The organism is Nocardioides sp. NBC_00163, assembly GCF_045206295.1.
Taxonomy (GTDB): Bacteria; Actinomycetota; Actinomycetes; order Propionibacteriales; family Nocardioidaceae; genus Nocardioides.
Window position 1 is genome coordinate 2088028 of sequence record NZ_CP108155.1, and the last position, 22741, is coordinate 2110768.

Below are 22741 nucleotides of genomic sequence, written 5' to 3' on the forward strand. Positions count from 1 at the left end.
CTGAGGAGGTCAGCGAGAGGTGATGAGATCGGCGGACGGGGCGAGGACGTTCTCGGCCGAGCCGTAGCGTGAGCTCGGGGCGAGCGAGAAGGCCTCGACGGACTGGCAGTACTTCGAGATCCGGACCACCGACATGTCGAGCCGTGCGGTCAGGTCGGTCGCCCAGTAGGGCACCCGCTCGTTGGCCTTGAGCTCGACGATCGCCAGCTTCGGCGGGATCAGGAACCGGTTCTCCGCGCTGGAGGCGAAGTGGAAGTCGCGGTCGCGGCCGTGCACGCGGTGGTCGATGGTGACGCGCAGGCCGAGGTCGGCCTCGCGCCCGATGAACGCCTCACGCTGGTAGCCGGTGGTGACGATCGGACGCAGGTCGAGATTGCCGACCAGCGAGGTCACCTCGTTGACGAAGCCTCGCGAGGTGCCACTGACGTCGAGGTCGAGCTCCTCGCGCTCGTCGAGCCAGCGCCGCGCCTGCTGATAGGGCAGCGAGAGGCGGCGCTTCTGGGTCACCCGGTTCACGCGCTGCTTGATCTCGACGTGGACCGGGGTGTCCTCGGCGCAGCTCGCCGGCTTGCCGTAGAGCCGCATCCGGAGCTTGCGGCGGAACCGGAGCCCTTCGATCTTCTCCCAGTAGAACCGCAGATCCGCGGTGTCGTAGTAGACCGACGTCACCGGGTAGCCGCCCAGCGGCGAGTACGGGTCGGCCTCCATCCGGGCCTCGAGCTCCTCGCGCAGCTGGGCGACCTTCAGCTCGTCGATCAGATACTTGATCTCGTAGCGGTTGAAGGCGTGCAACCGGCTCGCGGTCTCCGCATAGCCGGTGGGCTGCGTCGGAGCATCCTCGGCTTCCATCTCATCGTGGTTGACGCCTCGGCGTCGACTCAACCAACCCATTCAGTTCTTCCTCCCGGGAGAGTCACTCATGCGACTCCGGGAGTTCACCGGTCATTCATGTCCTCGGGCTGTGCCGAACCCGTGATGAGCCTGTCAACGAGTCGGCGAGGGGCCGATCACTCGATGCGGTTGCCCTCCTCGTCCCAATGGGACGCGACCTTCTTGCTCGGCTGCACCCGCGGCGGCTCCCCCGGCATCTTCGGGTAGTCCGGCGGGAAGTTGAGCTCGCCCCCGGGCAGCTTCTCCCACAGCTCGAGCAGAGGCGTGAGGTCGTACGCCTCGTCGTCGATCTGCGCCCAGCGGTCGCCGTCGGCGAGGAGGTCGGGGACGGTGAAGAGGTTGAGCTCGCGCGGGTCCTTCAGGTCGGCCAGCTCGTCCCAGGTGAGCGGCGTGGAGACCGGGGCACCGGGCTTGGGGCGCAGTGAGTAGGCGCTCGCGATGGTCCGATCTCGGTTGTTCTGGTTGAAGTCGACGAAGATGCGCTCCCCGCGCTCCTCCTTCCACCACGCGGTGGTCACTCCTCCGTCACGACGCTCCAGCTCACGGCCGAACCCGATCGCGGCGTGACGCAGGTCCTCGAAGGTCCACTCCGGTCGGATGCGTACGTAGATGTGTACGCCACGGTTGCCGCTGGTCTTCGCGAAACCGCGCAGGCCAAGCTCCTCGAGCGTCTCCCGGGCGACGTCGGCGACCCGCAACACGTCGGCGAAGTCGGTGCCCGGCTGGGGGTCGAGGTCGATGCGCAGCTCGTCGGGGTGGTCGACATCTGCGCTGCGGACGGGCCAGGGGTGGAAGGTGAGCGCGCCCATCTGGGCACACCAGACCGGGATCGCCGGCTCGGTGGGGCAGATCTCTCGCGCCTTACGCCCGCTCGGGAAGGTGATCTCGACCTCCTCGAGATAGTCGGGGGCACCCTTGGGCGTGCGCTTCTGGTAGAAGCCGTCACCCTCCTTGTCGGTGGGCCCGGTGGCCAGCTTCATGCCCTCGCGCCAGCCGTCGGGCCAGCGCTCCAGAGCGGTCGGGCGATCCCGCAGCGCCCGCATCAGCGGGTCGCCGACGGTCGCGAAGAACTCCGCGACCATCAGCTTGGTGACCTCGGGGGTGCGGTCGGTCGCCTCGTAGATCACCCGGTCGGGGCTGGAGATCCGTACCTCGCGCTCGCCTGCCTGCACGTGTGCCGCCGGTGTCTTCGCCATGGCGCCAACCTAGCCCGCTCCAAGCCCCTCCCCCAGCGAAATCGCCCCGACGACATCCGCAACTCACTGGCCAGTACGTCGCGAGACCGGCATGATCCGCTCCAACGTACGGCGAACGCCACGATCTCGGAGGACCCCCCACATGTCGACTCGAACCACGGCGCTGACCGCCGCCACGGCGGCTCTGGCCGCCGCCATCACCCTCGGCCTCACCGGCGCTCCCTCGACCGCGAGCACCAGCCCGGCTTGCGGGACCGTCGCCTCGCCCGACACCCGGGTGGAGCACACCCGGCTCACCGACCCGGCGGTGACCGACATCTTGGCCCGCTCCGGGTTCGACGACGTCGCCGGCGCGGTGAGGACGGGCGTCTGCGACGCCGGCAGCAGCAGGACCGCCACCGCTGCGGCACGGCTCGCCGGCCAGGCGCTGTGGCAGCGCGCGGTCGACCGGGTGCAGGGCCGCGGCGACGCCGGTGGCGACCTGCCGCGCAGCGACGACCGGCCGCTCTACTGGGCCCGGCTCGCGGGCGAGCTGGAGATCGCGCGAGTCGCTCCTGCGTACCGGACCTGGTCCGAGGACGCCCGGGCGAAGGTGCTGGCAGCCTTCGACCGGAGCTCGCGCGGGATCGAGTCGACCGCCTTCGCCCGCGGCGAGTCCGGCCGGTCACGGCAGGTGCTGGCCTCCGGCTTCGACCCGTTCACCCTCGATCGCAACATCCGCCAGTCGAACCCGTCCGGGGCGACGGCGCTGGCGATGGACGGGCGCGTCGTCCAGACGGCGAAGGGTCCCGCCGAGATCCAGACCATGGTGTTCCCGGTGCTGTGGGAGCCGTTCGCGCAGGGCACCGTCGAGCGCGCGTTCCTGCCACACCTGGTCCCCGGCAAGCGCGACGTGGACACCGCCATCACCATCAGCCAGGGCCGCGCGGGCCGTTTCGACCTGGAGGTCTGGAACGGCGCCCATCGCGGCACCTTCCCCGACAACGACCGCATCAGCGTCAACGAGACGATCCCGATTCCCGAGGACGTACCTCACGCCGACCCGCAGCCGCAGTGGACCCGGACCACGCTGCCGGTCGAGGCGATGAAGGCGGCCGTGCCCGGCACCTTCCCGGTCAACATCAACCGGATCATCACCGAGATCCCGGCCGGATCGACCGCACCGGTCACCCGGGAGGACCCGACGCCGGGCTCCACGGCGGTCGCCGGTGGCGGTGGTGATTACCTGTCCAACGAGTCGGCCTACCGCACCACCGCCCTCCGCGACGCTCTCCAGGCCGACACCAAGCAGGGTCACATCCACGTACCGGTCCTCGACGGGGACGCCAGCGGCGAACCGCTGGCCGGCATGCGGGCAGACATCGTGGCCCAGACTCTCGATCTCGTGGCGGCTGCGGCGACGAGCTGATGCGAAAATGGCCTGAAGAAACCAGCCGTCTCCCGCACCGTTTTCATGCCCCCGGGCGTACTGAGGGCATGAAAACAGCAATGGTCAGGCCTATCTCGGGTGCGGCCCTTGTGATCAGCATCGTCAGCATCTTCGCCCTCGGCGCATGCGGCGGGTCGGACGGATCGGGCGGGTCCTCCGCCGACTCCGGCTCGGTCGAGTCGCTGGCTGATCAATCAGCCGGGAAGGCGGCAGCTCCGGAGATGGCCGCGGAGGACGCGGACGCGGCGGCCCCGAAGCAGGCCGTCACGAAGGCGTCGATCATCTCCACCGGCTCGGTCGCACTCGACGCGAAGGACGTCGGAAAGACCCGAACGCAGGTGCAGCAGATCTCCGACAGGTACGCCGGCCAGGTCACCGAGCAGGAGACCAGTGACAGCGACGACGACGGACCGAGCTATGCCCGGATGGTCCTCCGGATCCCGTCGAAGTCGTTCGACGACGCGATGGCCGACCTCGAGGACACCGCCACCCTGGTCGACTCCAACACCACGACCACCGACGTCACCACCGAGGTCGTCGACACCGAGGTGCGGGTGAAGAACGCCCGGACGAGCATCGAGAGGATCCGTACGCTCCTCTCCCGTGCCGAGGCGATCGGTGATGTCATCGCGATCGAGTCCGAGCTCGCCCGACGCGAGGCCGACCTCAACTCGCTGCTCGCCCAGCAGGCGGCCCTCGAGGACCAGACCTCGCTGTCGACCATCACGGTCAACATCGACCGTGCCGGTCCCGGCGGCTCCTCCGACGACGACCCCGGGTTCCTGGCCGGGCTGAGCGCCGGCTGGGACGCCCTGGGCGACTCGGCCCGTGTCCTCGCGGTCGCCCTCGGCGCCATCATCCCGTGGACGCCGGTCATCCTGCTCCTCCTCGCCCCCGTCTGGCTCCTCTACCGACGTCGGAGGCAGGTGGCTGGGCCGATGGCTGGGCCGGTGCCGGCCACCGGGCCGGCGGAGGAATAACCGGTCGAGATCGGGGTGCTCTGGGGCGTACGTTCTGATCATGAGCGCGCTCGAGCACCCCGGCCTCGTCTTCCGCAGCCTCGACCCCCTCGACGGGGACGAGGCCCTGTTGAAGGGGTGGTACGAAGCGACGCGTCGTGGCTTCCACCAGTCCCGAGGCAACGACGACGGCATCGAGGTCTGGCGCGACCACACCCGCTCCGACTCGGTGACGCTGCTGGGGGCGTGGGCGGAGAGCTCGGAGTTCTCCTCGGCCACGATTCCGGTCGCGACGTTCTCGTCCTGGACGTCGCCGGTCAACGTGGGCGGCGGCGCCAGCCTGCCGACGCTGCTGATCAGCGACGTGACCGTCTCCCCGACCCACCGGCGCCAGGGCCTGTTGCGCAAGCTGATGACAGTCTCGCTGGCCGACGCGGTCGCCGCCGGCGTGCCGCTGGCTGCGCTGACCGTCTCGGAGGGGTCGATCTACGGCCGCTTCGGGTTCGGCACAGCCACCCATCTGCGCCAGGTCGAGGTCGACGTGACCGCGAAGTTCCGCTACCGCCCCGAGGTGCCTGAGGACGACGGTTCGGTGACCCTGGTCGAGCCGGCCGACGCCTGGAAGACGGTCGCCGAGATCTATGGCACCTTCCAGGAGCGCACCCGTGGATCAGTCACCCGGCCGCAGTTCTACGAGCCCTGGCTCTCCAGCGCGTACGACTTCGGCGGCGACTCGAAGGGCGAGTCGAAGCAGCGCGCCGTGCTGCACCTGGACGCCTCCGGCACGCCCGACGGCTACGCGATCTACAAGACCGCCGACGAGCGCAACGACGCCGGGCTGCGGATGGCGCGGGTCGTCGACCTGGTCGCGCTGACCCCGGCGGCCTACCTGCGGCTGTGGCGGTTCCTCGCCGACATCGACCTCGTCGAGCGGGTCGGCTGGCACCGGGCGCCGGTGCACGACCCGCTCTACTGGGCGCTCGCCGAGCCGTTCGCGGTCAAGAGCGCCGAGCTCGACGACATGCTGTGGATGCGCGTGCTCGATGTGCCGGCCTCTCTGCAGGCACGACCCTGGTACGCCACCGGCGAGGTCGTCATCGGCGTCGACGACCCGCTCGGACACGCTGCCGGGGCCTGGCGGGTCGCGGTGAGGGATGGCGTCGCGGAGGTCACTCCGACCGACGCCGCCCCGACCGTGGAGCTCTCCGCGGATACCCTCGGCGCCCTGTATCTCGGCGGCGTCGACGTACGCACCCTGGCGGCCGCCGGCCGGATCACCGGCTCGCCCGAGGCGATCGAGACCTGGGCGGCGATGGCCGACGGCGGCCCGCTGCCCTACTGCATCACCGGCTTCTGAGGGTCAGGGGCTCAGCCCTCAAGGGCGTCCGGGCTCGGCACCGATCAGGCTGATCCGGTCGCCGCGAAAGTGGTAGTGGTGCATCGCGTCCAACCTCGGTGCGTACGCGTGCAGGCTGATCGCGGGGCGCGAGCCGACGTTGCGTACGTCATGGACGTGGCCGGCGTCGTGCGCCCGGGCGTCGCCGGGGCCGACATCGGCGATCTGCAGACCACCGAGCCAGTTGTGCTCGACCAGGCTGCCGGTGAGCACGGTGAAGGCGGTGGTCGCGGTGCCGTGGTCGTGGAAGCCGGTGCTGGCGCCCGGCGACCAGGCGATCAGCCAGACCTCGACCTCGTCGTCGCGGTGGAGCAGGTGGAACTCGCGCCCGGTCTCGGGCACCTGCACCCGCGCGAGCAGGTCGTCGTCGGCGTAGGTGCGGATGGCGTCCAGCAGGGGCTGTATGGCAAGGGCGGTCAAGGTGGCCTCCTCCAGAAGCGTCGTGGGCTTAAGTATAGTAGATGACTCGACATTGGCAATGGAGTTGTGCTCCCACCCCAGACGTACCATTTGAGCCATGGGTTACAACGTGGAGAAGTCCGACGAGGAGTGGCGCGCAGAGCTGTCGCCCGAGGAGTACGCGGTGCTGCGCCAGTCAGGCACCGAGCGGGCGTTCACGGGTGAATACACCGACACCGAGACCAAGGGCGTCTACTCGTGCAAGGCCTGCAAGGCCAAGCTGTTCGAGTCCGACACCAAGTTCCACTCCGGCTGCGGCTGGCCGTCGTTCTACCAGCCGATCAGCGACACGATCGAATACATCGAGGACAAGACGCACGGGATGGACCGGGTGGAGGTCCGCTGCGCCAACTGCGGCTCTCACCTCGGCCACGTCTTCCCCGACGGCTACGGCACCCCGACCGGCGACCGGTTCTGCATCAACTCGATCTCGATCGCGCTGGAGCCTGCGGACCAGGCCTGACCCGGCTAGCGTTGCGCCGTGACTGTGCGGATCGCGATGTGGTCAGGACCGAGAAACCTATCCACGGCGTTGATGCGCTCGTTCGAGAACCGGCCGGACTGCACGGTCCTCGACGAGCCGCTGTACGCCGCCTACCTCGCGGCCACGGGCCTCGATCATCCGGGCCGTGACGACGTGCTCGCCTCCCAGCCGAACGACTGGCGGGTGGTGGCCAAGGAGATCACGTCCGGGCCGGTCGGCTCGGCGGTGCATTACCAGAAGCACATGACCCATCACCTGCTCCCGGAGATGGACCACGGCGCCTTCGCCGGGCTCTCGCACGCGTTCCTGGTCCGGGACCCGGAGCGGGTGCTGACCTCGTACGCCAAGGTCCGCGAGGAGCCGACGCTGGAGGACCTCGGGCTGCCGCAGCAGGTGGCGCTCTTCGAGGAGTTCGGCGGGCCGGTGGTCGATGCCGCCTCGATCCTGGCCTCACCGCGGGCGGCTCTCGCCGGGCTGTGCGAGGCGCTGGGGATCGGCTTCGAGGAGGCGATGCTGTCGTGGCCGGCCGGCCGGCGCGACTCCGACGGGGTGTGGGCCCCGCACTGGTACTCCGGGGTGTGGGCCTCGACCGGGTTCGCCGCCTCCTCCCCCGGCGCCGACGACCCGCTGCCCGCGCGCCTGGCGCCGCTGCTGGAGCGCTGCCTGCCCTACTACGATCGCCTCGCCCCCTATGTCATGAAAGTCGACTGATGCTGCAGACCTACGACCCCCGCAACGACCACCTCCAGGTCTGGATCAACGGTGAGCTCAGCCACCGGCTGGAGGCGCGGATCTCGCCGTTCGACTCGCTCGCCCAGGGCGGCGACGGCGTCTGGGAGGGCCTGCGGCTCACCCAGGGACGCATCTTCAAGCTCGACGAGCACCTGCAGCGGCTGCGACGCTCGGCGCGGGCACTCGCCTTCTCGGACATCCCGTCGGACGCGTTCATGACCGAGGCGATCCGGGAGTGCCTGGCTGCCAACGAGATGCGCGACGACGTCCACATCCGGCTCACGCTCTCGCGCGGGGTGAAGGTCACCTCCGGTATGGACCCGCGGCTCAACCAGTCCGGTCCGACCCTGATCGTGCTGGCCGAGTTCAAGTCACCGGTCTACGACGACTCGGGGATCACGCTGATCACCGCGGCCCAGCGCCGCCCGCGCGCCGACATGCTCGACCCGAAGATCCATCACAACAACCTGATCCCGTCGATCCTGGCCAAGGTCGAGGCCAACAACGCGGGCGCCGACGACGCGCTGATGCTGGACGACGCCGGCTTCATCGCCGAGACCAACGCCACCCACTTCTTCCACGTACGCGACGGCGTGCTGCGCACCTCGACGACCCGTGCGTGCCCCGAGGGCATCACCCGCGCCACCGTCCTCGACCTCGCGGCCGATCTGGGCCTGCGGGTGGACGTCGGCGACTTCTCGCTCACCGACGCCCACACCGCCGACGAGGCCTTCGTCACCGGCACGATGGGCGGGCTCACCCCGGTGGTCTCCCTCGACGGCCGGCCGATCGAGCGCGGGCCGATGACGCAGCAGCTCTCGAAGGCGTACGCCGACCTGCAGGCGACAACGGGGACGGTCGTCGCGGGCTGAGACTCAGGCGCCGACCGAGTCACGCCAGGCGACCAGGTCCTCGAGCGGCTTGAGGTCGTAGTCGGGGCCGCCGACTCCGTAGGTGAACAGCCTTGCACCGGCGTCGTAGAGCGGCTTGGCGGCCTCCGCGCTGTCCGCCGCGGTCGAGATCTCGATCTCGTTCACGTCGCGGCCGATCGCGTCGCAGTGGCCGGCGAGCACGCCGCGCTTGCGCTCCAGAGTCTCCACGTCGGAGAAGGAGTGCCAGATGTCGGCGTGCTTCGCGACGTACTTCAGGGTCTTCTTCTCCCCGCCGCCACCGATCATGACCGGGATCTTCCGGACGGGTGCGGGATTGAGCTCGGACCAGCGCTTCTCGATGCGCGGGAGCGCCTCGCCGAGCGCGTCGAGGCGCGAGCCGGCGGTGCCGAAGTCGTAGCCGTACTCGGTGTAGTCCCTCTCGAACCAGCCCGAGCCGATCCCGAAGACCAGCCGGCCATCGGAGATGTGGTCGACGGTGCGGGCCATGTCGGCGAGCAGCTCGGGGTTGCGGTAGGAGTTGCAGGTCACCAGGCAGCCGATCTCGGCGCGGGTGGTCTGCTCGGCCCAGGCCGCGAGCATGGTCCAGGCCTCGAAGTGCTTGCCGTCGGGCTCGCCGTAGAGCGGGTAGAAGTGGTCCCAGTTGAAGATGATGTCGACGCCGATCTCCTCCGCGCGGCGGGCGGCATCGCGGATCTGGGCGTAGTCGGCGTGCTGGGGCTGGATCTGGACTCCGATACGGATCGTCATGTGTCCAACCCTACGGAGTGCCTGGCTTCCGTCCCCGCGCGAATCGGCCCTATCGTTCGGCAGGCGGCGAATCGCGCCGTACGAGAGCTGAAGAGGGTGCGAGATGCGACTCGGCTGGGATCTGCACGATGACGGCAAGAACGTACGCGAAGGGGCGATCGTCAAGCCCGGGGAGCGGTTGAGCTGGCCCCGGACGATCGGCTTCGGCGGCCAGCACGTGGTCGCGATGTTCGGCGCCACGTTCCTGGTGCCGTTGCTGACCGGCTTCCCGCCGACCACGACGCTGTTCTTCTCCGGCATCGGCACGCTGCTGTTCCTGCTCATCACGCGCAACCGGCTGCCCAGCTACCTCGGCTCCTCGTTCGCCTTCATCGCGCCGATCGGTGCCGCGATGGGCGGCGGCGGGATGGGCGCTGCGCTTTTCGGCATCCTGGTCACTGGTGCCCTGCTCGCGCTGGTCGGTGTAGTCGTGATGGTCACCGGCACCGGGTGGATCGAGGCGCTGATGCCGCCGGTGGTGACCGGTGCGATCGTGGCGCTGATCGGCCTCAACCTGGCCTCGGCCGCGACCAACAACGTGGTCGGTGGCGACCCGGCCAACCCCGACAACGGTGCCGTGCTGGTCGCCGCGATCACCCTGGCGACCGTGCTCGTCGTCGCTGTCGCCTTCCGCGGCCTGATCGCCAGGCTCTCCATCCTGGTCGGCGTCGTCGTCGGCTACCTCGCCGCGCTGGTCATGGGCCAGATCGACACCTCGGCATTCCAGGAGGCCGCCTGGTTCGGGCTCCCCGACTTCTCCACCCCGACCGTGTCCTGGTCGGTGGTGCCCATGTTCCTGCCCGTCGTGCTCGTCCTCGTCGCCGAGAACGTCGGCCACGTACGCAGCGTCGCCCATCTCGCCGGTGACGACACCATCAACCGCGAGACCGGCCGGGCCCTGTTCGCCGACGGCCTCGCCACCACCATCGCCGGTGGCTTCGGCGGCTCGGCGACCACGACGTACGGCGAGAACATCGGCGTCATGACCGCGACCCGGGTCTTCTCGACCGCCGCCTACTGGGTCGCCGGCGTGGTGGCGATCCTGCTGTCGCTGTCTCCCAAGTTCGGGGCGCTCCTGAACACCGTCCCTGCCGGTGTGCTCGGCGGGATCACCGTCGCGCTCTACGGCCTGATCGGACTGATCGGCATCCGGATCTGGCTGGACAACCGGGTCGACTTCGCCGACCCGGTCAACCAGTTCACCGCCGCCGTCGCCCTGGTCATCGGCATCGGCAACCTGACCCTGACCTTCGGCGACCTCACCTTCACCGGCATCGCATTGGGCACCATCGCCGCGGTCGTGATCTACCACGGGATGAGCGCGCTCGCGCGACTCCGGAGGTAGTTGTGAAGCTGAGAGTGGTCTATGGGCCACTCTCAGCTTCACAACCTCCGCTGCAAGGCGGTGGGCTTGCTTCGATCGGTCGGCGTCGGTGAGAAGGCCGCGATCAGTTGCATCTCATGCTGGCGAGGATGTTGGCCCTGCAACTCCCCCAAACGTCCAGATCAGTACACACGTGCAGGCACGCCTTCGATCCCGTCCATCACATCGGCCCCGCCGATAGTCATCCCCATGGCTGCGGGAACACGCACACAGACAACTCTCCCATTCGCGAACTCGACTCTTATACCCGATGTCGTCGTACCGATGTCCTTTGAGTGGTCACCATACGTGTGAATCGACACCATCTCGACCGGGAGAAATTCATCGACCATGATGTTGGCTGCATCCAGATAGAGCGGCTCAATTGATGGTTCGTCTGATAGGTCCTTCGGTATGCCAAGCTCACGAGAGACCCTTGCGCACAATTGATCACCGTCATCGGCTGGCTCGATGATCAAGTACTTTTCGCCATCCCCGAATGCAATAAGTGACGGATAGGCGCGCACTTGCCGAGAGGGAAGGTCCGTGTCGATCAACCCGGGGATCATGACAGATTCGACCGCGAACTGGGCACCAATGAGTTCACCCAGTCTGTCCAAATTACGATCCACGCCTATCGAATCCTCACTAATCTGATGGCAGCATCTGAATGCCAAGATCCATCCCCGCACCGGACTCCAAGAGCGTAACAAACTCGCCACCCTCCCGAGTTACGAGCGTCACACCCTCACCCCTGTAGATTTCCATCGCTGGCTGACCCTTCTTGAGGGTCCCGAGCCCCTGGTGGGCCAGTCTCCCGTCATTAACGAGCCTCGAAAGATCGTTGAGGAATTCTTCACCGTCCTCCTTGAACTTCCTGTAGTTCTTGCCGGTGATGCTCTTCAGAAGGCCCTTGTGCCGGATGAAGTGGTCCTTGAAGTTCTTGCCCGCGGTGATCGTGCATCCCATGAGACCCAGCGGGTCGACCCATGTGACTGGATTGTGCACATAGGTGTTAGCATTCGGCGCTGCAGCCAAGCCGAGAGGGTCCTGGCTCAGGTAGCGACCCGAGTCCGGGTCGTAATAGCGATGATGGTTGTAGTACAGGCCGGTCTCGTCATCCGCGTACTGGCCTGCGAAGCGGAGCGGGGTCGCAGACGCATCGGATGACACGCCCCAAATCGTGCGGCGGGCGTGCCAGGCTAGGTCGCCGGTTGGAGTGACCAACTCAGAGGGCGCACCGGCTAGGTCGGTGACGATGGCGAAGAACCGGGCGTCGACCTCGTTCTGAGGCATCGCATCGAGCTCGACCTGAGCGAGAGGCTTGAAGCCCTGGTGAGCCCACGAGAGCGTTGAACCCTCCGATCCCCCCCTCACAGTGGTCTGCTCGATGAGGATCAAGCCGTCCCAAGCGAAACGGATCTCCTCGATGACCTCACCGGAATCGGCGTGGCAGCGCTTGGCGACGCGGCGGCCGAGGGCGTCGTAGAGGTAGGTCCAGCGGGCGCCGTCGGGAGTGCGTACGGCAATGAGGCGGTCGTTGGCGTCCCACTCGTAGAGCCAGGTGTCCGGTTTCTCGGACAGGCGGGTGCGGGTGTGGCGGACCAGGCGGCCCTGGGCGTCGTACGCGTAGCGGCTGCGGCCGGCGCGGGTGAGCAGGGTGCCGTCGTAGGCTCGACGCTCAGCGTCTCCGCCGCCCGTGGCGGAGCGGGTGATGTTGCCGAGCGGATCGTAGGCGTAGGTCTCGCTCACTGAGTCGTTCAGAGCGACCGAGGTGATCCGGTCGGCTAGGTCGAGCTCGAAACGGCGAGCGCCTGTGAGCTTGTCCTCGACGCCGATCAGACGACCGGCGGACTGGTATGCGTAGGTGCGCTCCTGGAGCACATCACCCGGCATGGACGCGGCATCGCGCTGAAGACGCTGGGTCAGGGGCTGACCGAGGAGGTCCCAGGTCTGCTCCAGGACGAGGTCGCCGGTGGTGCGCCGGGTCTCGCGACCCGACAGGTCGTGCTCGAAGGCGATCTCCTGGCCCGCGACGGTCATCCGCTCCGGCGCGAGGCTGGCACCGTAGGCCCACGTCGTCTCGACACCTGCGGGCGTCGTACGCCGCGTCGGACGGCCCAACGCGTCGTACTCCTTGACGACGCTGCGGCCGTTGACCGACTCCGTGAGCACGCGGCCCAGCGGGTCGCGCTCGATGACCAGGTCAACGCCTGGAGAGGTCGCGCGCAGAAGACGGCCGAGTGGGTCGTACGCCAGCGAGGTGGTCTGGTCGCCCGCCTGCTCGGTGACCACGTTACCGAGGGCGTCGTAGTCGTAGACCAGACGCTGACCTGCGCCGTTGGTCTGCTCGACCATCTGGCCGGCGGCGTCGTAGGCGTAGGTCAGGGTGCGGCCGTTGTAGTCCGTCTCGGCGGCGAGGCGGCCGGCCTCGTCGTAGTCGTAGCGCCAGGTCGCGCCCTGGGGGCTGGTGACGCTGGTCAGGCGCAGCTCGGGGTCGTAGGCGTACCGAGTCGTCAGGCCATCGGGCGCCAGAACCTCGGCAGGCATGTCGAAGTGGGTGAACCTGGTCATCGTGGTGCGACCGGCGGGGTCGGTGTAGGAGACCGGGTTGCCCTCACCGTCGTACGTCCAGGTCTCCCTCGAGCCGTCCGAAAGGACCCGCGAGGCGAGCTGACCGTCGACGGTCCAGGAGTAGGCGGTGCGCGCGCCCAGGACGTCGGTGCTGGCGACGACCCGGCCGAAGTGGTCACGCTCGAACTCCGCCCACCGACCGTCGGGCTCGACCACTCGCCGCGGCAGACCGGCGGCATCGGCCTCGATGGTGCGGACCCGACCAAGGGGGTCGGTGACCGAGGTCAGGTGACCGTGCTCGCCGTAGCCGAACTCGGTGGTCGCGCCGGTGGGGTCGGTGGCCGAGGTGCGCCGCCCGGCCTCGTCGTAGCCCAACGTCGTCACGGATCCGTCGGGCAGCACCTGGCGGGCCAGGCGCGGGCCTGCCGCGGTGTCGACCCACTCCATCGTGACCTGGCTGCCGTCCGGTCGGGTGACCTCCGTGAGGTTGCCGACCTCGTCGTAGACGAAGGTCGTGCGGCGGCCGAGCGGGTCGGTGCGCGCGAGCAACTGGTTCTGCCCGCTCCATTCCGAGCTGACGGCCCCGCCGAGCGGGTCGATCGCGGCGACGACCTGGAAGCGGGAGTTGATCTTGAAGGTCGTGGCGAGCTCGCGGGAGTCGGTGACCCGGGTCTCGCGCAGACCACTCGCGTTGGCCTCGCCGTACTCGAAGGTGTTGCGCATGACGCCGTCGGAGCCGCCCTGGCTGACACAACGGCCCTGCGCGTCGTACACATAGTCATAGGAGGTGCCGTTGCGGTCGACCCAGCGGGTCAGACGGTGCTGGTCGTAGGCGAACTCCAGCTCCTCGCCGGAACCGTTGACGACGCCGACCAGGTCACCGTTGGCGTCGTACCGGTAGCCCATCACCTGCACCGCATCAGCGCCGTCGGGACGGGTCACCGTCAGGCCAGTGACCCGGTATCCGTCGGTGGCCACTTGCACCCGATAACCGGCACTGTGGGTCACGTCCGTGGGCGCGCCATGCTCGTCACGGGCGAACCGGATCCAGTCTCCCGAGGCGTTCGTGATCGAGGTCAGCCAAGCGGTGCCGCCCGCACCTCCTGTGGCGGTGTAGTGCCGGGTCTCCCCGGTCGCGGCATCGAGCAGGCGGTGATCGCCGTCCTCGCTGACCTGCAGCCGCAACGTCCCACCCGCGATCGGCCGGGCGTCCTGGCCCACCGTCAGGTTCTTGAAGACGTGCGCTCTGGTGTCAACAGCCACCACGACAGCTGAACGCCGACCCACCACATCGGTGTGGACATCGATCCGCTCGTCGAACGTCGAGGACCACGAGGGGCCGAACCAATGACCATAGGTCCAGTCGCTCGAGTGCTTCCGGCTCAGGATCAGCGGGAGGTCACCCGGGAGCGTCAGGTCGTTCTGCTGAAGATAGACCGCGCCTGTGGCCACGTCGACCGGGTCACCACAACCCTGTTGGTCCCGGTCTCCGTTGCGTGAGGAGCCATCCGTGGTGGTGGCGTTCTGCGTGTTGCCGCCCGAACGGTCGGAGCCGGACCTCGCCATGTCGCTGTCCAGGTCGCGCCGGGCATCCGCGTGCTTCCGAATCCCGTCGGCGACGTCGTCAGCGTTCTTCTTCAGGGACTGTCCGACGTCGCCGAGAGTCTTGGTCGCCGCTTCCCGGAGCTCCTCGACGACATCATCCATCTTTCTGGCCATCGAAGTTCTCCTAGGACTCTGAGAAGGGCAGGGCGGACACTTCGGCTGCGAACGTGGCGCAGAGCTCGTACTGGTCGGCGCCACAGTCGCTGAGCGCCGTGGCGATCTGCTCCATCAGGTCGTAGCTGAGCTTGGTCGCCGCGGTCGCCTCGCCGTCGGTCACGATCGGAGCCTCCGCGATCGACATGGCGAGTTCGGTGATCGTTCCGGTCAGTGGCTCGGTCACCATGCTTGCGACCTCACCGATCACCCCTTCCATCGCGATGTCGGTGGCGATGTCGAGCGCCTTCTTCCGAGCGGCGATGATCGCTGCGTTGCCGACCACGCTGAGGCCACCCGTGACCACCGCGGTCGCGGCCGCTGCCGCGATCTGCGCCGCCGTGATCGTCAGCTCGGCGATCACCTTCATCTTCAGCGCGACGATCGCATCAGCTGCGATGTCGATCCCCGTTGCGACCCCGGGCAGTGCGTCGAGCAACCCATCCATGTTGGCCGTACGGTTATCGGTCCACGCCCTGATCAGCGCATTCACCGACTGTGCCGTGGCCCCGTCGCCGAGCTCGTTGACCCGGATCTCCAACTCGTCGAGCGTGCCGCGGAGGTCTGACTCCAGACCGCGCAGCAGCTGCGCGGCATCGCGGACCGCGTCTTCGTTGACGTTCGGCCACTCGTAGCCGAGCAGGTCGAGAACGAAGTCCAACTCCCCAGGGATGGTCATCCCCACGTCTCTGCCCTCCCAAGGTCACGTGGATGTCTCAGCAGACGTGACGGGATCGGCACACGAACCCGAGAACGGCCACCGCGACGGGAAAGGCTAGTGGAGTCGCACAGGGCCGGACAGCGAATTTCCGAGACCGTTCCGACCGATCAGGAATGCGTCAGGGAAGGCGGTCCAGGAGGTCGCCGATCTCGACGCGGGCACCGGTGTAGAACGGCACCTCCTCGCGTACGTGGCGGCGGGTCTCGGAGCCGCGGAGGTGGCGCATCAGGTCGACGATGCGGGAGAGGTCGTCGGCCTCGAAGGCCAGCATCCACTCGTAGTCACCGAGTGCGAAGGACGGGACCGTGTTGGCTCGCACATCGGGGTAGTCGCGTGCCATCTGGCCGTGCTCGGCGAGCAGGCGGCGGCGCTCCTTGTCGTCGAGGAGATACCACTCGTAGGAGCGGATGAACGGGTAGACCGCGACGTAGTCGTGGGTGCGCTCGTCGGCGAGGAACGCGGGCAGGTGGCTCCGGTTGAACTCGGCCGGGCGGTGCAGCGCCATCTGCGACCAGACCGGCACGAGCCGGCCGCCGAAGGCGGTGCGGCGCAGGCGGTGGTAGGCCGACTGGAGCTTGTCGGAGGACTCGGCGTGCAGCCAGAACATCACGTCGGCGTCGGCGCGCAGGCCGGCCACGTCGTAGGTGCCACGCACCACGATGTCCTCGCCGGCGAAGGCGGCGAAGAGCTCCTCGACCTCGACCGCCTCGGCCTTGCGGTCGGCGTCGCCGAGGGTCTCCTCGAGGGAGAAGACCGACCACATCGTGTAGCGGATGGTGTCGTTGAGCTCGTTGATCTTGGCTGCGTTGGACTTGATGTCGGCCTGCGGGTCGGTCATGCCCCCTATTTTGCGCTACCGCCGGTCGCCGATCCGCGCCGGGCTCCATCCTCCGGCCTCTATGGTGTGGGCATGCTGCCGCTGCGTACCCGCATCTTCGCCTTCCTCCAGGAGCGCCTGGTCAAGACACCGCTGAACGCCGAGGAGATGATCGCCCTGCGCGCCCAGCGCGAAGGGCTCCGCACCGGGCCGGTCACCGCGTTCCTCTTCGGCCGTCCCGCGGACGTCGAGATCAAGGAGACGTACGTCGACGGGCGCCGTTTCGCGATCTACACGCCTCCTGGCGTCGGCGAGGCCGCGCCGGTCGTCATCAACTTCCACGGCGGCGGCTGGTGTCTCGGGACACCGGAGCAGAGCGCGTGGGTCTCCTCGCACGTGGCCGCGGGGACCGGATCGATCGTGGTCGCGCCGTCCTACCGGCTGGCGCCGGAGCATCCGTTCCCGGCGGCCGTCGAGGACGCCTGGTCTGCTCTGGAATGGGTCGCGAAGAATGCTTCTGACCTGGGCGGGGACCCGTCCCGGATCGCAGTGATGGGCGACAGCGCCGGCGGCAACCTGGCGGCCGTGGTCTCGCTGATGGCGCGTGAAGCGGGCGGTCCCGCCATCCGCGCGCAGGTGCTGATCTATCCGGCGGTGGAGATGTACGAGAAGTTCCCCTCCGAGGCGGCCAACGCCAACGGGCCGGTGCTCACCTCGACGCAGATGAGCACCTTCGGGCACCTCTACATGGGCGAGCGATACGGGGACGAGTCCTGGCAGGCCTCTCCACTGCGTGCTGCGTCGCACGCCGACCTGCCGCCGGCCCACATCATCACCGCGCTGCACGATCCGATCCGCGACCACGGCACACGCTACGCCGAGGCCCTCCGTGCCGCCGGGACACCGGTCTCGCTCGTGGACTACGACACCGCGTTCCACGGGTTCGTGTCGCTGCCCGGGGTTGCCCCGGCGGCGTCCGAGGCGCTCGCGGGGATCATCGCCTTCCTCCGCTGAAGCATCAGCAGTTTTCTACGTTCGCTTAGGAGTTTGTTAACCCTCCGCGCCCAGCCGTGTTGTAGCGTTCCACTCGGGTGTTCGTCGCCAGGTTGTCTCGGGTCGTACGCCACCTCGGTCCCCCCATTCGCCTGCGACTGAGAGCGCTTTCGCGTCTCTCCTCGGCGAGCCTTGCGCACCTCGGAAAGGCGTAGCGACATGCCAGACGTCTCCATCAAGATCGACACCCTTGATCAGACGGTCAAGAAGCTGGATTCGATCATCGACGAGTTCGAGCACGCGGTCGGGAACTCCGACGCGCTCGAAGGCGCCATCGGGAACCCGTTCCGCCGAGGCGAGCTGCGCGGGCAGGCCGACGACTTCGAACAGCGCTGGGACATGAAGCGCAAGGATCTCAAGGACGAGCTCTCCGACGTGCGCGACCACATCAAAGGGGTCGTCGAGGGATTCCAGAACTGGGACAGCGAGACGGCTCTCCTGTTCCAGCAGAAATAGACGGATGGAGTGAGTCATGGATCAGTCACCGAAGGGTCGCGAGATCCAACCCCTCACCGGCGACTCGGCGGTGATCGTCGATCGCGGCAACAAGATCGAAGAGCTCGGCGAGCAGATGTCCGAGGCGGCCACCGTGCTCGAGCAGATCGCCACCGGAGAGCTGGCCGACGGCCAGATGCAGGGAAAGGCCGTCGCTGAGCTTCAGGACAAGATCGGGTCCTCCTACGAGACGTTGCGGGAGGCCAGCGAGCTGTACACGCCCGTCGGGCCGTTGATCGCTGCGTACGGCAAGAGTCTCGGCGAGATCCAGGCCAAGATGGGGCCGCTGGTCGAGTCCTGCACGGACAAGTGGACCACCTACGAGGGGCTTCCGGGAGACCGCGAGGAGGACGACGCCGAGGGGCAGGCGAAGAAGACCGCGTACGACGAATGGCAGGACGACGCGGAGAGCTGGGACGCCCAGTACGACACCTGGGAAGACGCCTATGACCTCGCCGTCAACGGCATCGGCAACGAGATGGCCGGCAGCATCAAGGACGGCTTCTGGGAGATCTTCGGCTTCCTCATCAACATTCTCGAGGCCATCGCCATGGTCTTCATGATCGCCGGGCTCTTCCTCGGTGGCATCGTCGCCGTCATCGGATTCGCCCTCGGCGCCTTGGTGCTGATCGGCAAGATCGTCCAGGCGTCAGCCGGCAAATGCGAGGTGACAGACGTGCTCTTGGCGGTTCTCGCGGTGCTCCCCTTCGGAAAGCTCGGCCAGATCGGGAAGGCTTGGACAGCGATGGGGAAGGGTGCCGCCTCCGGCGGGAAAACCGCCGGCGCGGCCGGACGAGGATACGGAAACTTTGCTCTGAAACGAGCGGCGCCGCTGAACCCACCTCCCGTGAACGTCACGTTCGGCGCCAAGTTCAAGACCGCACTCTCCATCTCCACCGGCTTCAGGGAGGTCCCCCGGACCAGGGCCGCTTGGATGGCCAACCCGTTCAAGCCCCCCAAGGACATTCCCGTGGGCATCATGAGCGGCTCCGACATCGCCACCGGGATGGCCATCTACGGGGGGATACGCACAGGGACCTGGGGCCAGAAGGTCGGGGCTGGCTTCGACGGGCTCAGCGGCCTGGGGAAGTGGGCAGGCGAGTGGTACGGCACCACCTCGACGAGCCAGGCACTGAACGAGCGGCGCACCAATGACCAGCAGAGCGCACAGCCCTCGGAGGGATGATGCCGGAGACATGGGAAGCTGAGATCGCCCAGCCATCGGAGCGATGGATCTGGGTCCCGAACGCGGGCGAGCTCGACGCCGCGGGTGCGGAGAGGTGGGTCGAGGACGTGCTCGCCTCGCTCCGCGACACCTGGGACGGCGAGTGGACCGACGAGGTCGACCCCGGCGCGCGTGCCCTGCTCGCCCACCATCTCGCCGGCGACCTCCACCCCGGGACGCTGGCCTCGATGCTCCACTGGCCGCTGCCCGCGCCCGTCGTCAGCCGGGTGCGGGTCGTACTCGGAGGCGGCGAGCCGACCTCGCCCGAGGAGTGGCGGCAGCAGGGCTTCGACGTCGATGAGTACGCAGGGGCCGCTCTCGGTCCCGGACTGAGATGTCTCGCGTCCAGGACCGGAGAGATCGACGGTGAGACCGTCGAGTTCCTCACCGGCATCTTCGTCTTCTCGACGCAGGAGATCAGCGTGATGGTCGTGGTCGAGGCAGGCGCACCCGAGATCTTCGGTCTCACCATCGCGGACATGCCGCTCTTCCTCGCCGAGCTCGAGGTCGTACGCCCTGATGGCACCCCGTTCTCGGCAGAGCCGGTCCCCGGCATGTCGAGCGACCCGTTCGACGTCTGGGAGGACTCGTCCTTTGTCTGAGGCAGCACCCGCCCCGCAGTCCTCGCTACGCGAGCTGCTCGGCGGCACCAAGGAGCCGGAGTTCGAGCTGAGGCTCCTCCCCGGCTGGGAACGTCACTCCCCGGACGAGGTCGACCGGGCCGCGATGGACGCGGCGTTGAAGAAGCGCTTCATGAGCATCAACAGGCCCGAGCTCCACGCCTCCATGCGGGTGCAGCTCGATCAGGCGTACGCGCTCATGAAGCAGCATCAGGTCAAGGCCTACTTCGCCGCCACCGCCGAGACCGACAGCCTCGCCATCATTCCCGGCGCGATCGTCGCGACGACGTTCCACGCCCACAGCGGCGGGACCCTCGACACCCACGTCGCCGCGATCATCCGCGACCACGGCGCCAAGCCGTTGTTCGGCGACAAGCGGTTCATCAGGTACGAGCGCGAGTCGACCAAGACCGCCCAGGGCGACGAGCCGGTGGTCGCGACGACGATCGTCTACATGACCCCCGTCCCCGGCTCGAAGCGGCGACGGGGGCTCCAGCTGACCGCGACGATCGCCCGCCCGTTGGACATGGCCGCGACCGACGAGAAGTTCCTGGCGTGGAAGCTGGCGCTGGACGTCTGTGTCTCGACGCTGCGGTGGGTGCCGGCCTGAGGATCAGCTGATGTCCGCGGCGGCGCGGTGGGCCGAGGCGATCGTGGCCGGGATCCCGACACCATCGTAGGAGGCCCCGGCGAGGGCGAGACCGGGCACGCCGCGGAGTCCTTGCCGGATCCGGGCGACCCGGTCGAGATGCCCGACGGAATACTGCGGGAGCGCGTCGGTCCAACGCTGGACGTGCACGTCGGACGGCTTCGCGGTGATGCCGGCGATCTCGGCCAGGGCCGCCAGGGAGTCGGCGACGAGCCGGTCGTCGTCGTCCGAGGGTGGCTCGCCGTGGCGCCCGATGGACGTACGCAGGTAGTTGCCGCGCTCCCCCACCCAGGCCCACTTGGCGAACGAGAAGGTGGAGGCCTTGATCGCGCACTCCTCGACGGGCGGGACGAGGAATCCGGACCTGCCGGCCAGCTCCGCGGGGAGCTCGGGGAAGGCGAAGGTGACCACGGCGACGCTCGCGGTCTCGATCCCGGACAGCTCGCGCGCGACCGCCGGAGCGGTCGAACGGAGCAGCCTCGCGGCCACCGGCGCGGGGGTCGCGACCACCACGGCATCGGCGGCCTCCACGTCGCCGCCGCTCTCGATCAGGAAGCCCTGCGGCGTACGCGTGACCGCGTCGACCGGGGCGTTGAGCCGGACGTCCAGCCCCTCGGCGAGAGTCGCGGGCAACCGAGACATACCGCCGTCGATCCCGGCGAACACCGGGACCATCGAGCTCGGGAGCGCGGCCGCGGCTTCCAGCAGCGACCCCTTCTCGGCCAGCATGAACAGCTGCGGGGCAGCCGCCTTCACCGAGATCGCACGGGCGTGGCCGGCGTAGACCCCCGCGAGCAACGGGTCCGCCAGCAGGTCGGCGGTCTCGTCCCCGAAGCGGGACGCGATGAGGTCACCGACCGAGATGTCCTCGTCCGTCTTCGCAGGTGGGAGCGTGGGTTCGCGGCGTACGACTTCCAGGGTCTCCTTCGAGAGCAGACCCGAGGACTCCAGCGCGGCCAGGTCGAGGGGTACGCCCATGATGGACCGCGGGATCGGCCGCAGCGCACCGCGCGACCAGATCGACGACTTGGCATCCGTCGGGTGCACGACCTCGAGGCCGATCTCCCGGGCGAGGGACACGCCCTCCGGCCGGCGGTTGAGCATCGCCTCGGCGCCGACGTCGACCGTCTGTCCGGCCACGGACTCCCCGCGGATCTTTCCGCCGACCCGGTCGGAGGCCTCCAGCACGGAGACCCGGTGGCCCTTCAGGGACAGATCGCGGGCCGCGGTCAGCCCGGCGATCCCTGCTCCGACGACGATGACACGCACAGGAGAAGTCTCCCATCCGTCCCTGAGGCGATGCTGACGAGGTGGGCTGGTCAGGTGAGCTGCTCGACCGCTTGCTTGGCCTCGGCCAGCCCGGCGCCGGTCGCCTCCCGATAGACCTTGATCGCCTCGATCTTCTTGCCCGCGCGCACCAGCGCCACGACCTCGTCCTGCCGTGGCAGCGGCGGCTCCTCCACCCCAGCGTGCTTCAGGAGCAGGTCGACCTTGTCCTCGAGCCTGTTCATCCGGCGAGTGAGCTCCGCTCGGGTTCTGCTCGCCGACGACTCGATCACGAAGTAGAGCAGGATCAGACCGCCGAGGGCTACGACTCCGAAGGTATCCACAGCCGAACCCTAGTGCCGAGGCCTCGGCGGGGAGGGGTCAGCTGGCCAGCCTTCCGAAGTTGGAGCGGTGGAAGACGAGGGGCTGGCCGGCGCCGTGGTCGGCGGCGTGGAGCTGGAGGAGTACGACGATGTGGTCGCCGGCCTCGACCTCGCGGTAGACGGTGCAGTCGAACTGCGCCAGGCCCTCGTCGAGGGTGAGGGCTCCGTCGAGGGACGAGCTGACCACGAGACCCTCGAAGCGGGAGTCGACGGGGCCGGCGAGCTGGCGGCAGACCTCGCCATGGTGCTCGGCGAGCACCGTCACTCCAAGGTGCGACGATCGTCGCAGGTCAGGCCATGTTTTCGAGGTGCGGGCCACCGAGAAGGAGACCAACGGAGGATCGAGGCTGACCGAGGTGAAGGAGGACGCCGCCAGACCGACCGGCCCGCCGTCGACCACCGCCGCGACTGCGACCACACCGGTCGGGAAGACCCCGAACGCCTTCCTCAACGCCTCGGGATCGAGATCCTGGTTGGTCTTCAGGGGCGATACGTTCGTCATCACTGGTCCTCTCGTCGCGACTGGAACGGCACAACCTGTTGTCGGGTAACTTGCTTGCCTTTGTTAACTATTCCCGTGCTGGTCCGCATG

23 protein-coding genes are annotated in these 22741 nt (G+C 68.2%); 12 read left to right on the top strand and 11 right to left on the bottom strand.

Annotation, left to right across the window (positions count from 1 at the left end):
* Positions 1 to 9 precede the first annotated feature (9 nt).
* Entirely contained in the window at positions 10 to 891 is an 882-nt protein-coding gene (locus OG801_RS09965; RefSeq protein WP_406035564.1) for a polyphosphate polymerase domain-containing protein, read from the bottom strand.
* A gap of 116 nt (positions 892 to 1007) precedes the next feature.
* Positions 1008 to 2087, bottom strand: coding sequence for a DNA polymerase domain-containing protein (locus OG801_RS09970; protein WP_406035565.1), 1080 nt, complete (start codon positions 2085 to 2087; stop codon positions 1008 to 1010).
* 142 nt (positions 2088 to 2229) lie between these two features.
* On the opposite strand from OG801_RS09970, the gene OG801_RS09975 reads away from it, so the two are divergent.
* From OG801_RS09975 to OG801_RS09985, 3 genes are all read left to right on the top strand, one after another.
* A complete protein-coding gene (locus OG801_RS09975) occupies positions 2230 to 3495 on the top strand; it encodes a hypothetical protein (RefSeq protein ID WP_406035567.1) in 1266 nt (421 codons plus the stop codon).
* Between the two features lie 110 nt (positions 3496 to 3605).
* Positions 3606 to 4496, top strand: coding sequence for a DUF4349 domain-containing protein (locus tag OG801_RS09980; RefSeq protein WP_355017814.1), 891 nt, complete (start codon positions 3606 to 3608; stop codon positions 4494 to 4496).
* Between the two features lie 40 nt (positions 4497 to 4536).
* On the top strand, positions 4537 to 5832 hold the full coding sequence (locus tag OG801_RS09985) for a GNAT family N-acetyltransferase (RefSeq protein ID WP_406035569.1): 1296 nt from the start codon (positions 4537 to 4539) through the stop codon (positions 5830 to 5832).
* 18 nt (positions 5833 to 5850) lie between these two features.
* Here OG801_RS09985 and OG801_RS09990 read toward each other — a convergent pair whose 3' ends face one another.
* Entirely contained in the window at positions 5851 to 6291 is a 441-nt protein-coding gene (locus tag OG801_RS09990) for a cysteine dioxygenase family protein (RefSeq protein WP_355017812.1), read from the bottom strand.
* A gap of 97 nt (positions 6292 to 6388) precedes the next feature.
* Here OG801_RS09990 and msrB point away from each other — a divergent pair, with 97 nt between their 5' ends.
* From msrB to OG801_RS10005, 3 genes are all read left to right on the top strand, one after another.
* Complete coding sequence (gene msrB, locus OG801_RS09995; protein ID WP_355017811.1) at positions 6389 to 6793, top strand: peptide-methionine (R)-S-oxide reductase MsrB; 405 nt, start codon at positions 6389 to 6391, stop codon at positions 6791 to 6793.
* 72 nt (positions 6794 to 6865) lie between these two features.
* On the top strand, positions 6866 to 7525 hold the full coding sequence (locus OG801_RS10000) for an HAD family hydrolase (protein ID WP_406035572.1): 660 nt from the start codon (positions 6866 to 6868) through the stop codon (positions 7523 to 7525).
* On the top strand, positions 7525 to 8418 hold the full coding sequence (locus OG801_RS10005; RefSeq protein ID WP_355017810.1) for an aminotransferase class IV: 894 nt from the start codon (positions 7525 to 7527) through the stop codon (positions 8416 to 8418). Before OG801_RS10000 ends, OG801_RS10005 begins: the two co-directional genes overlap by 1 nt.
* A gap of 3 nt (positions 8419 to 8421) precedes the next feature.
* On the opposite strand, the gene OG801_RS10010 is transcribed toward OG801_RS10005, so the two are convergent.
* Complete coding sequence (locus OG801_RS10010; RefSeq protein ID WP_355017809.1) at positions 8422 to 9186, bottom strand: LLM class F420-dependent oxidoreductase; 765 nt, start codon at positions 9184 to 9186, stop codon at positions 8422 to 8424.
* A 103-nt stretch (positions 9187 to 9289) separates the two neighbouring features.
* Between OG801_RS10010 and OG801_RS10015 the strand changes: the two genes are divergently transcribed.
* A complete protein-coding gene (locus OG801_RS10015) occupies positions 9290 to 10570 on the top strand; it encodes a solute carrier family 23 protein (RefSeq protein ID WP_355017808.1) in 1281 nt (426 codons plus the stop codon).
* A 161-nt stretch (positions 10571 to 10731) separates the two neighbouring features.
* On the opposite strand, the gene OG801_RS10020 is transcribed toward OG801_RS10015, so the two are convergent.
* From OG801_RS10020 to hemQ, 4 genes are all read right to left on the bottom strand, one after another.
* Positions 10732 to 11220, bottom strand: a complete 489-nt coding sequence (locus tag OG801_RS10020; RefSeq protein WP_406035575.1) for a hypothetical protein — start codon at positions 11218 to 11220, stop codon at positions 10732 to 10734.
* A 16-nt stretch (positions 11221 to 11236) separates the two neighbouring features.
* Positions 11237 to 14881, bottom strand: a complete 3645-nt coding sequence (locus tag OG801_RS10025) for an RHS repeat-associated core domain-containing protein (protein ID WP_406035577.1) — start codon at positions 14879 to 14881, stop codon at positions 11237 to 11239.
* Between the two features lie 10 nt (positions 14882 to 14891).
* Complete coding sequence (locus tag OG801_RS10030) at positions 14892 to 15599, bottom strand: hypothetical protein (RefSeq protein WP_355017805.1); 708 nt, start codon at positions 15597 to 15599, stop codon at positions 14892 to 14894.
* Positions 15600 to 15759: 160 nt separating this feature from the next.
* Entirely contained in the window at positions 15760 to 16479 is a 720-nt protein-coding gene (hemQ, locus tag OG801_RS10035) for a hydrogen peroxide-dependent heme synthase (protein ID WP_141806166.1), read from the bottom strand.
* Between the two features lie 72 nt (positions 16480 to 16551).
* Between hemQ and OG801_RS10040 the strand changes: the two genes are divergently transcribed.
* The 5 genes from OG801_RS10040 (at position 16552) to OG801_RS10060 (ending at position 20461) form a co-directional block, all read left to right on the top strand.
* Entirely contained in the window at positions 16552 to 17472 is a 921-nt protein-coding gene (locus OG801_RS10040; protein WP_406035579.1) for an alpha/beta hydrolase, read from the top strand.
* Between the two features lie 198 nt (positions 17473 to 17670).
* The gene (locus tag OG801_RS10045) at positions 17671 to 17967 is read left to right on the top strand and encodes a flagellar protein FlgN (RefSeq protein WP_355017803.1); all 297 of its coding nucleotides are present in this window, start codon (positions 17671 to 17673) and stop codon (positions 17965 to 17967) included.
* A 16-nt stretch (positions 17968 to 17983) separates the two neighbouring features.
* The gene (locus OG801_RS10050; protein WP_406035581.1) at positions 17984 to 19192 is read left to right on the top strand and encodes a hypothetical protein; all 1209 of its coding nucleotides are present in this window, start codon (positions 17984 to 17986) and stop codon (positions 19190 to 19192) included.
* On the top strand, positions 19192 to 19833 hold the full coding sequence (locus tag OG801_RS10055; RefSeq protein ID WP_406035583.1) for a hypothetical protein: 642 nt from the start codon (positions 19192 to 19194) through the stop codon (positions 19831 to 19833). The genes OG801_RS10050 and OG801_RS10055 overlap by 1 nt, the downstream gene beginning before the upstream one ends.
* On the top strand, positions 19826 to 20461 hold the full coding sequence (locus OG801_RS10060; RefSeq protein WP_355017800.1) for a protein TPRXL: 636 nt from the start codon (positions 19826 to 19828) through the stop codon (positions 20459 to 20461). The genes OG801_RS10055 and OG801_RS10060 overlap by 8 nt, the downstream gene beginning before the upstream one ends.
* Positions 20462 to 20464: 3 nt before the next feature.
* Here OG801_RS10060 and hemG read toward each other — a convergent pair whose 3' ends face one another.
* From hemG to OG801_RS10075, 3 genes are read right to left on the bottom strand one after another with little or no spacing between them, the layout of a single operon-like run.
* A complete protein-coding gene (gene hemG, locus OG801_RS10065) occupies positions 20465 to 21769 on the bottom strand; it encodes a protoporphyrinogen oxidase (RefSeq protein WP_406035585.1) in 1305 nt (434 codons plus the stop codon).
* A 50-nt stretch (positions 21770 to 21819) separates the two neighbouring features.
* A complete protein-coding gene (locus OG801_RS10070; RefSeq protein WP_355017798.1) occupies positions 21820 to 22110 on the bottom strand; it encodes a ribosomal protein L7/L12 in 291 nt (96 codons plus the stop codon).
* Positions 22111 to 22147: 37 nt separating this feature from the next.
* Positions 22148 to 22651: a flavin reductase family protein gene (locus OG801_RS10075; RefSeq protein ID WP_355017797.1), complete on the bottom strand. Its 504-nt coding sequence runs from the start codon at positions 22649 to 22651 to the stop codon at positions 22148 to 22150.
* Positions 22652 to 22741: the final 90 nt, after the last annotated feature.

Coding starts and splice junctions, on each gene's coding strand:
- OG801_RS09965 (WP_406035564.1), bottom strand. CDS start 891: ATGGGTTGGTTGAGTCGACGCCGAGGCGTCAACCACGATGAGATGGAA.
- OG801_RS09970 (WP_406035565.1), bottom strand. CDS start 2,087: ATGGCGAAGACACCGGCGGCACACGTGCAGGCAGGCGAGCGCGAGGTA.
- OG801_RS09975 (WP_406035567.1), top strand. CDS start 2,230: ATGTCGACTCGAACCACGGCGCTGACCGCCGCCACGGCGGCTCTGGCC.
- OG801_RS09985 (WP_406035569.1), top strand. CDS start 4,537: ATGAGCGCGCTCGAGCACCCCGGCCTCGTCTTCCGCAGCCTCGACCCC.
- msrB (WP_355017811.1), top strand. CDS start 6,389: ATGGGTTACAACGTGGAGAAGTCCGACGAGGAGTGGCGCGCAGAGCTG.
- OG801_RS10000 (WP_406035572.1), top strand. CDS start 6,866: ATGCGCTCGTTCGAGAACCGGCCGGACTGCACGGTCCTCGACGAGCCG.
- OG801_RS10005 (WP_355017810.1), top strand. CDS start 7,525: ATGCTGCAGACCTACGACCCCCGCAACGACCACCTCCAGGTCTGGATC.
- OG801_RS10010 (WP_355017809.1), bottom strand. CDS start 9,186: ATGACGATCCGTATCGGAGTCCAGATCCAGCCCCAGCACGCCGACTAC.
- OG801_RS10015 (WP_355017808.1), top strand. CDS start 9,290: ATGCGACTCGGCTGGGATCTGCACGATGACGGCAAGAACGTACGCGAA.
- OG801_RS10025 (WP_406035577.1), bottom strand. CDS start 14,881: ATGGCCAGAAAGATGGATGATGTCGTCGAGGAGCTCCGGGAAGCGGCG.
- OG801_RS10030 (WP_355017805.1), bottom strand. CDS start 15,599: ATGACCATCCCTGGGGAGTTGGACTTCGTTCTCGACCTGCTCGGCTAC.
- hemQ (WP_141806166.1), bottom strand. CDS start 16,479: ATGACCGACCCGCAGGCCGACATCAAGTCCAACGCAGCCAAGATCAAC.
- OG801_RS10040 (WP_406035579.1), top strand. CDS start 16,552: ATGCTGCCGCTGCGTACCCGCATCTTCGCCTTCCTCCAGGAGCGCCTG.
- OG801_RS10045 (WP_355017803.1), top strand. CDS start 17,671: ATGCCAGACGTCTCCATCAAGATCGACACCCTTGATCAGACGGTCAAG.
- OG801_RS10050 (WP_406035581.1), top strand. CDS start 17,984: ATGGATCAGTCACCGAAGGGTCGCGAGATCCAACCCCTCACCGGCGAC.
- OG801_RS10055 (WP_406035583.1), top strand. CDS start 19,192: ATGCCGGAGACATGGGAAGCTGAGATCGCCCAGCCATCGGAGCGATGG.
- OG801_RS10075 (WP_355017797.1), bottom strand. CDS start 22,651: ATGACGAACGTATCGCCCCTGAAGACCAACCAGGATCTCGATCCCGAG.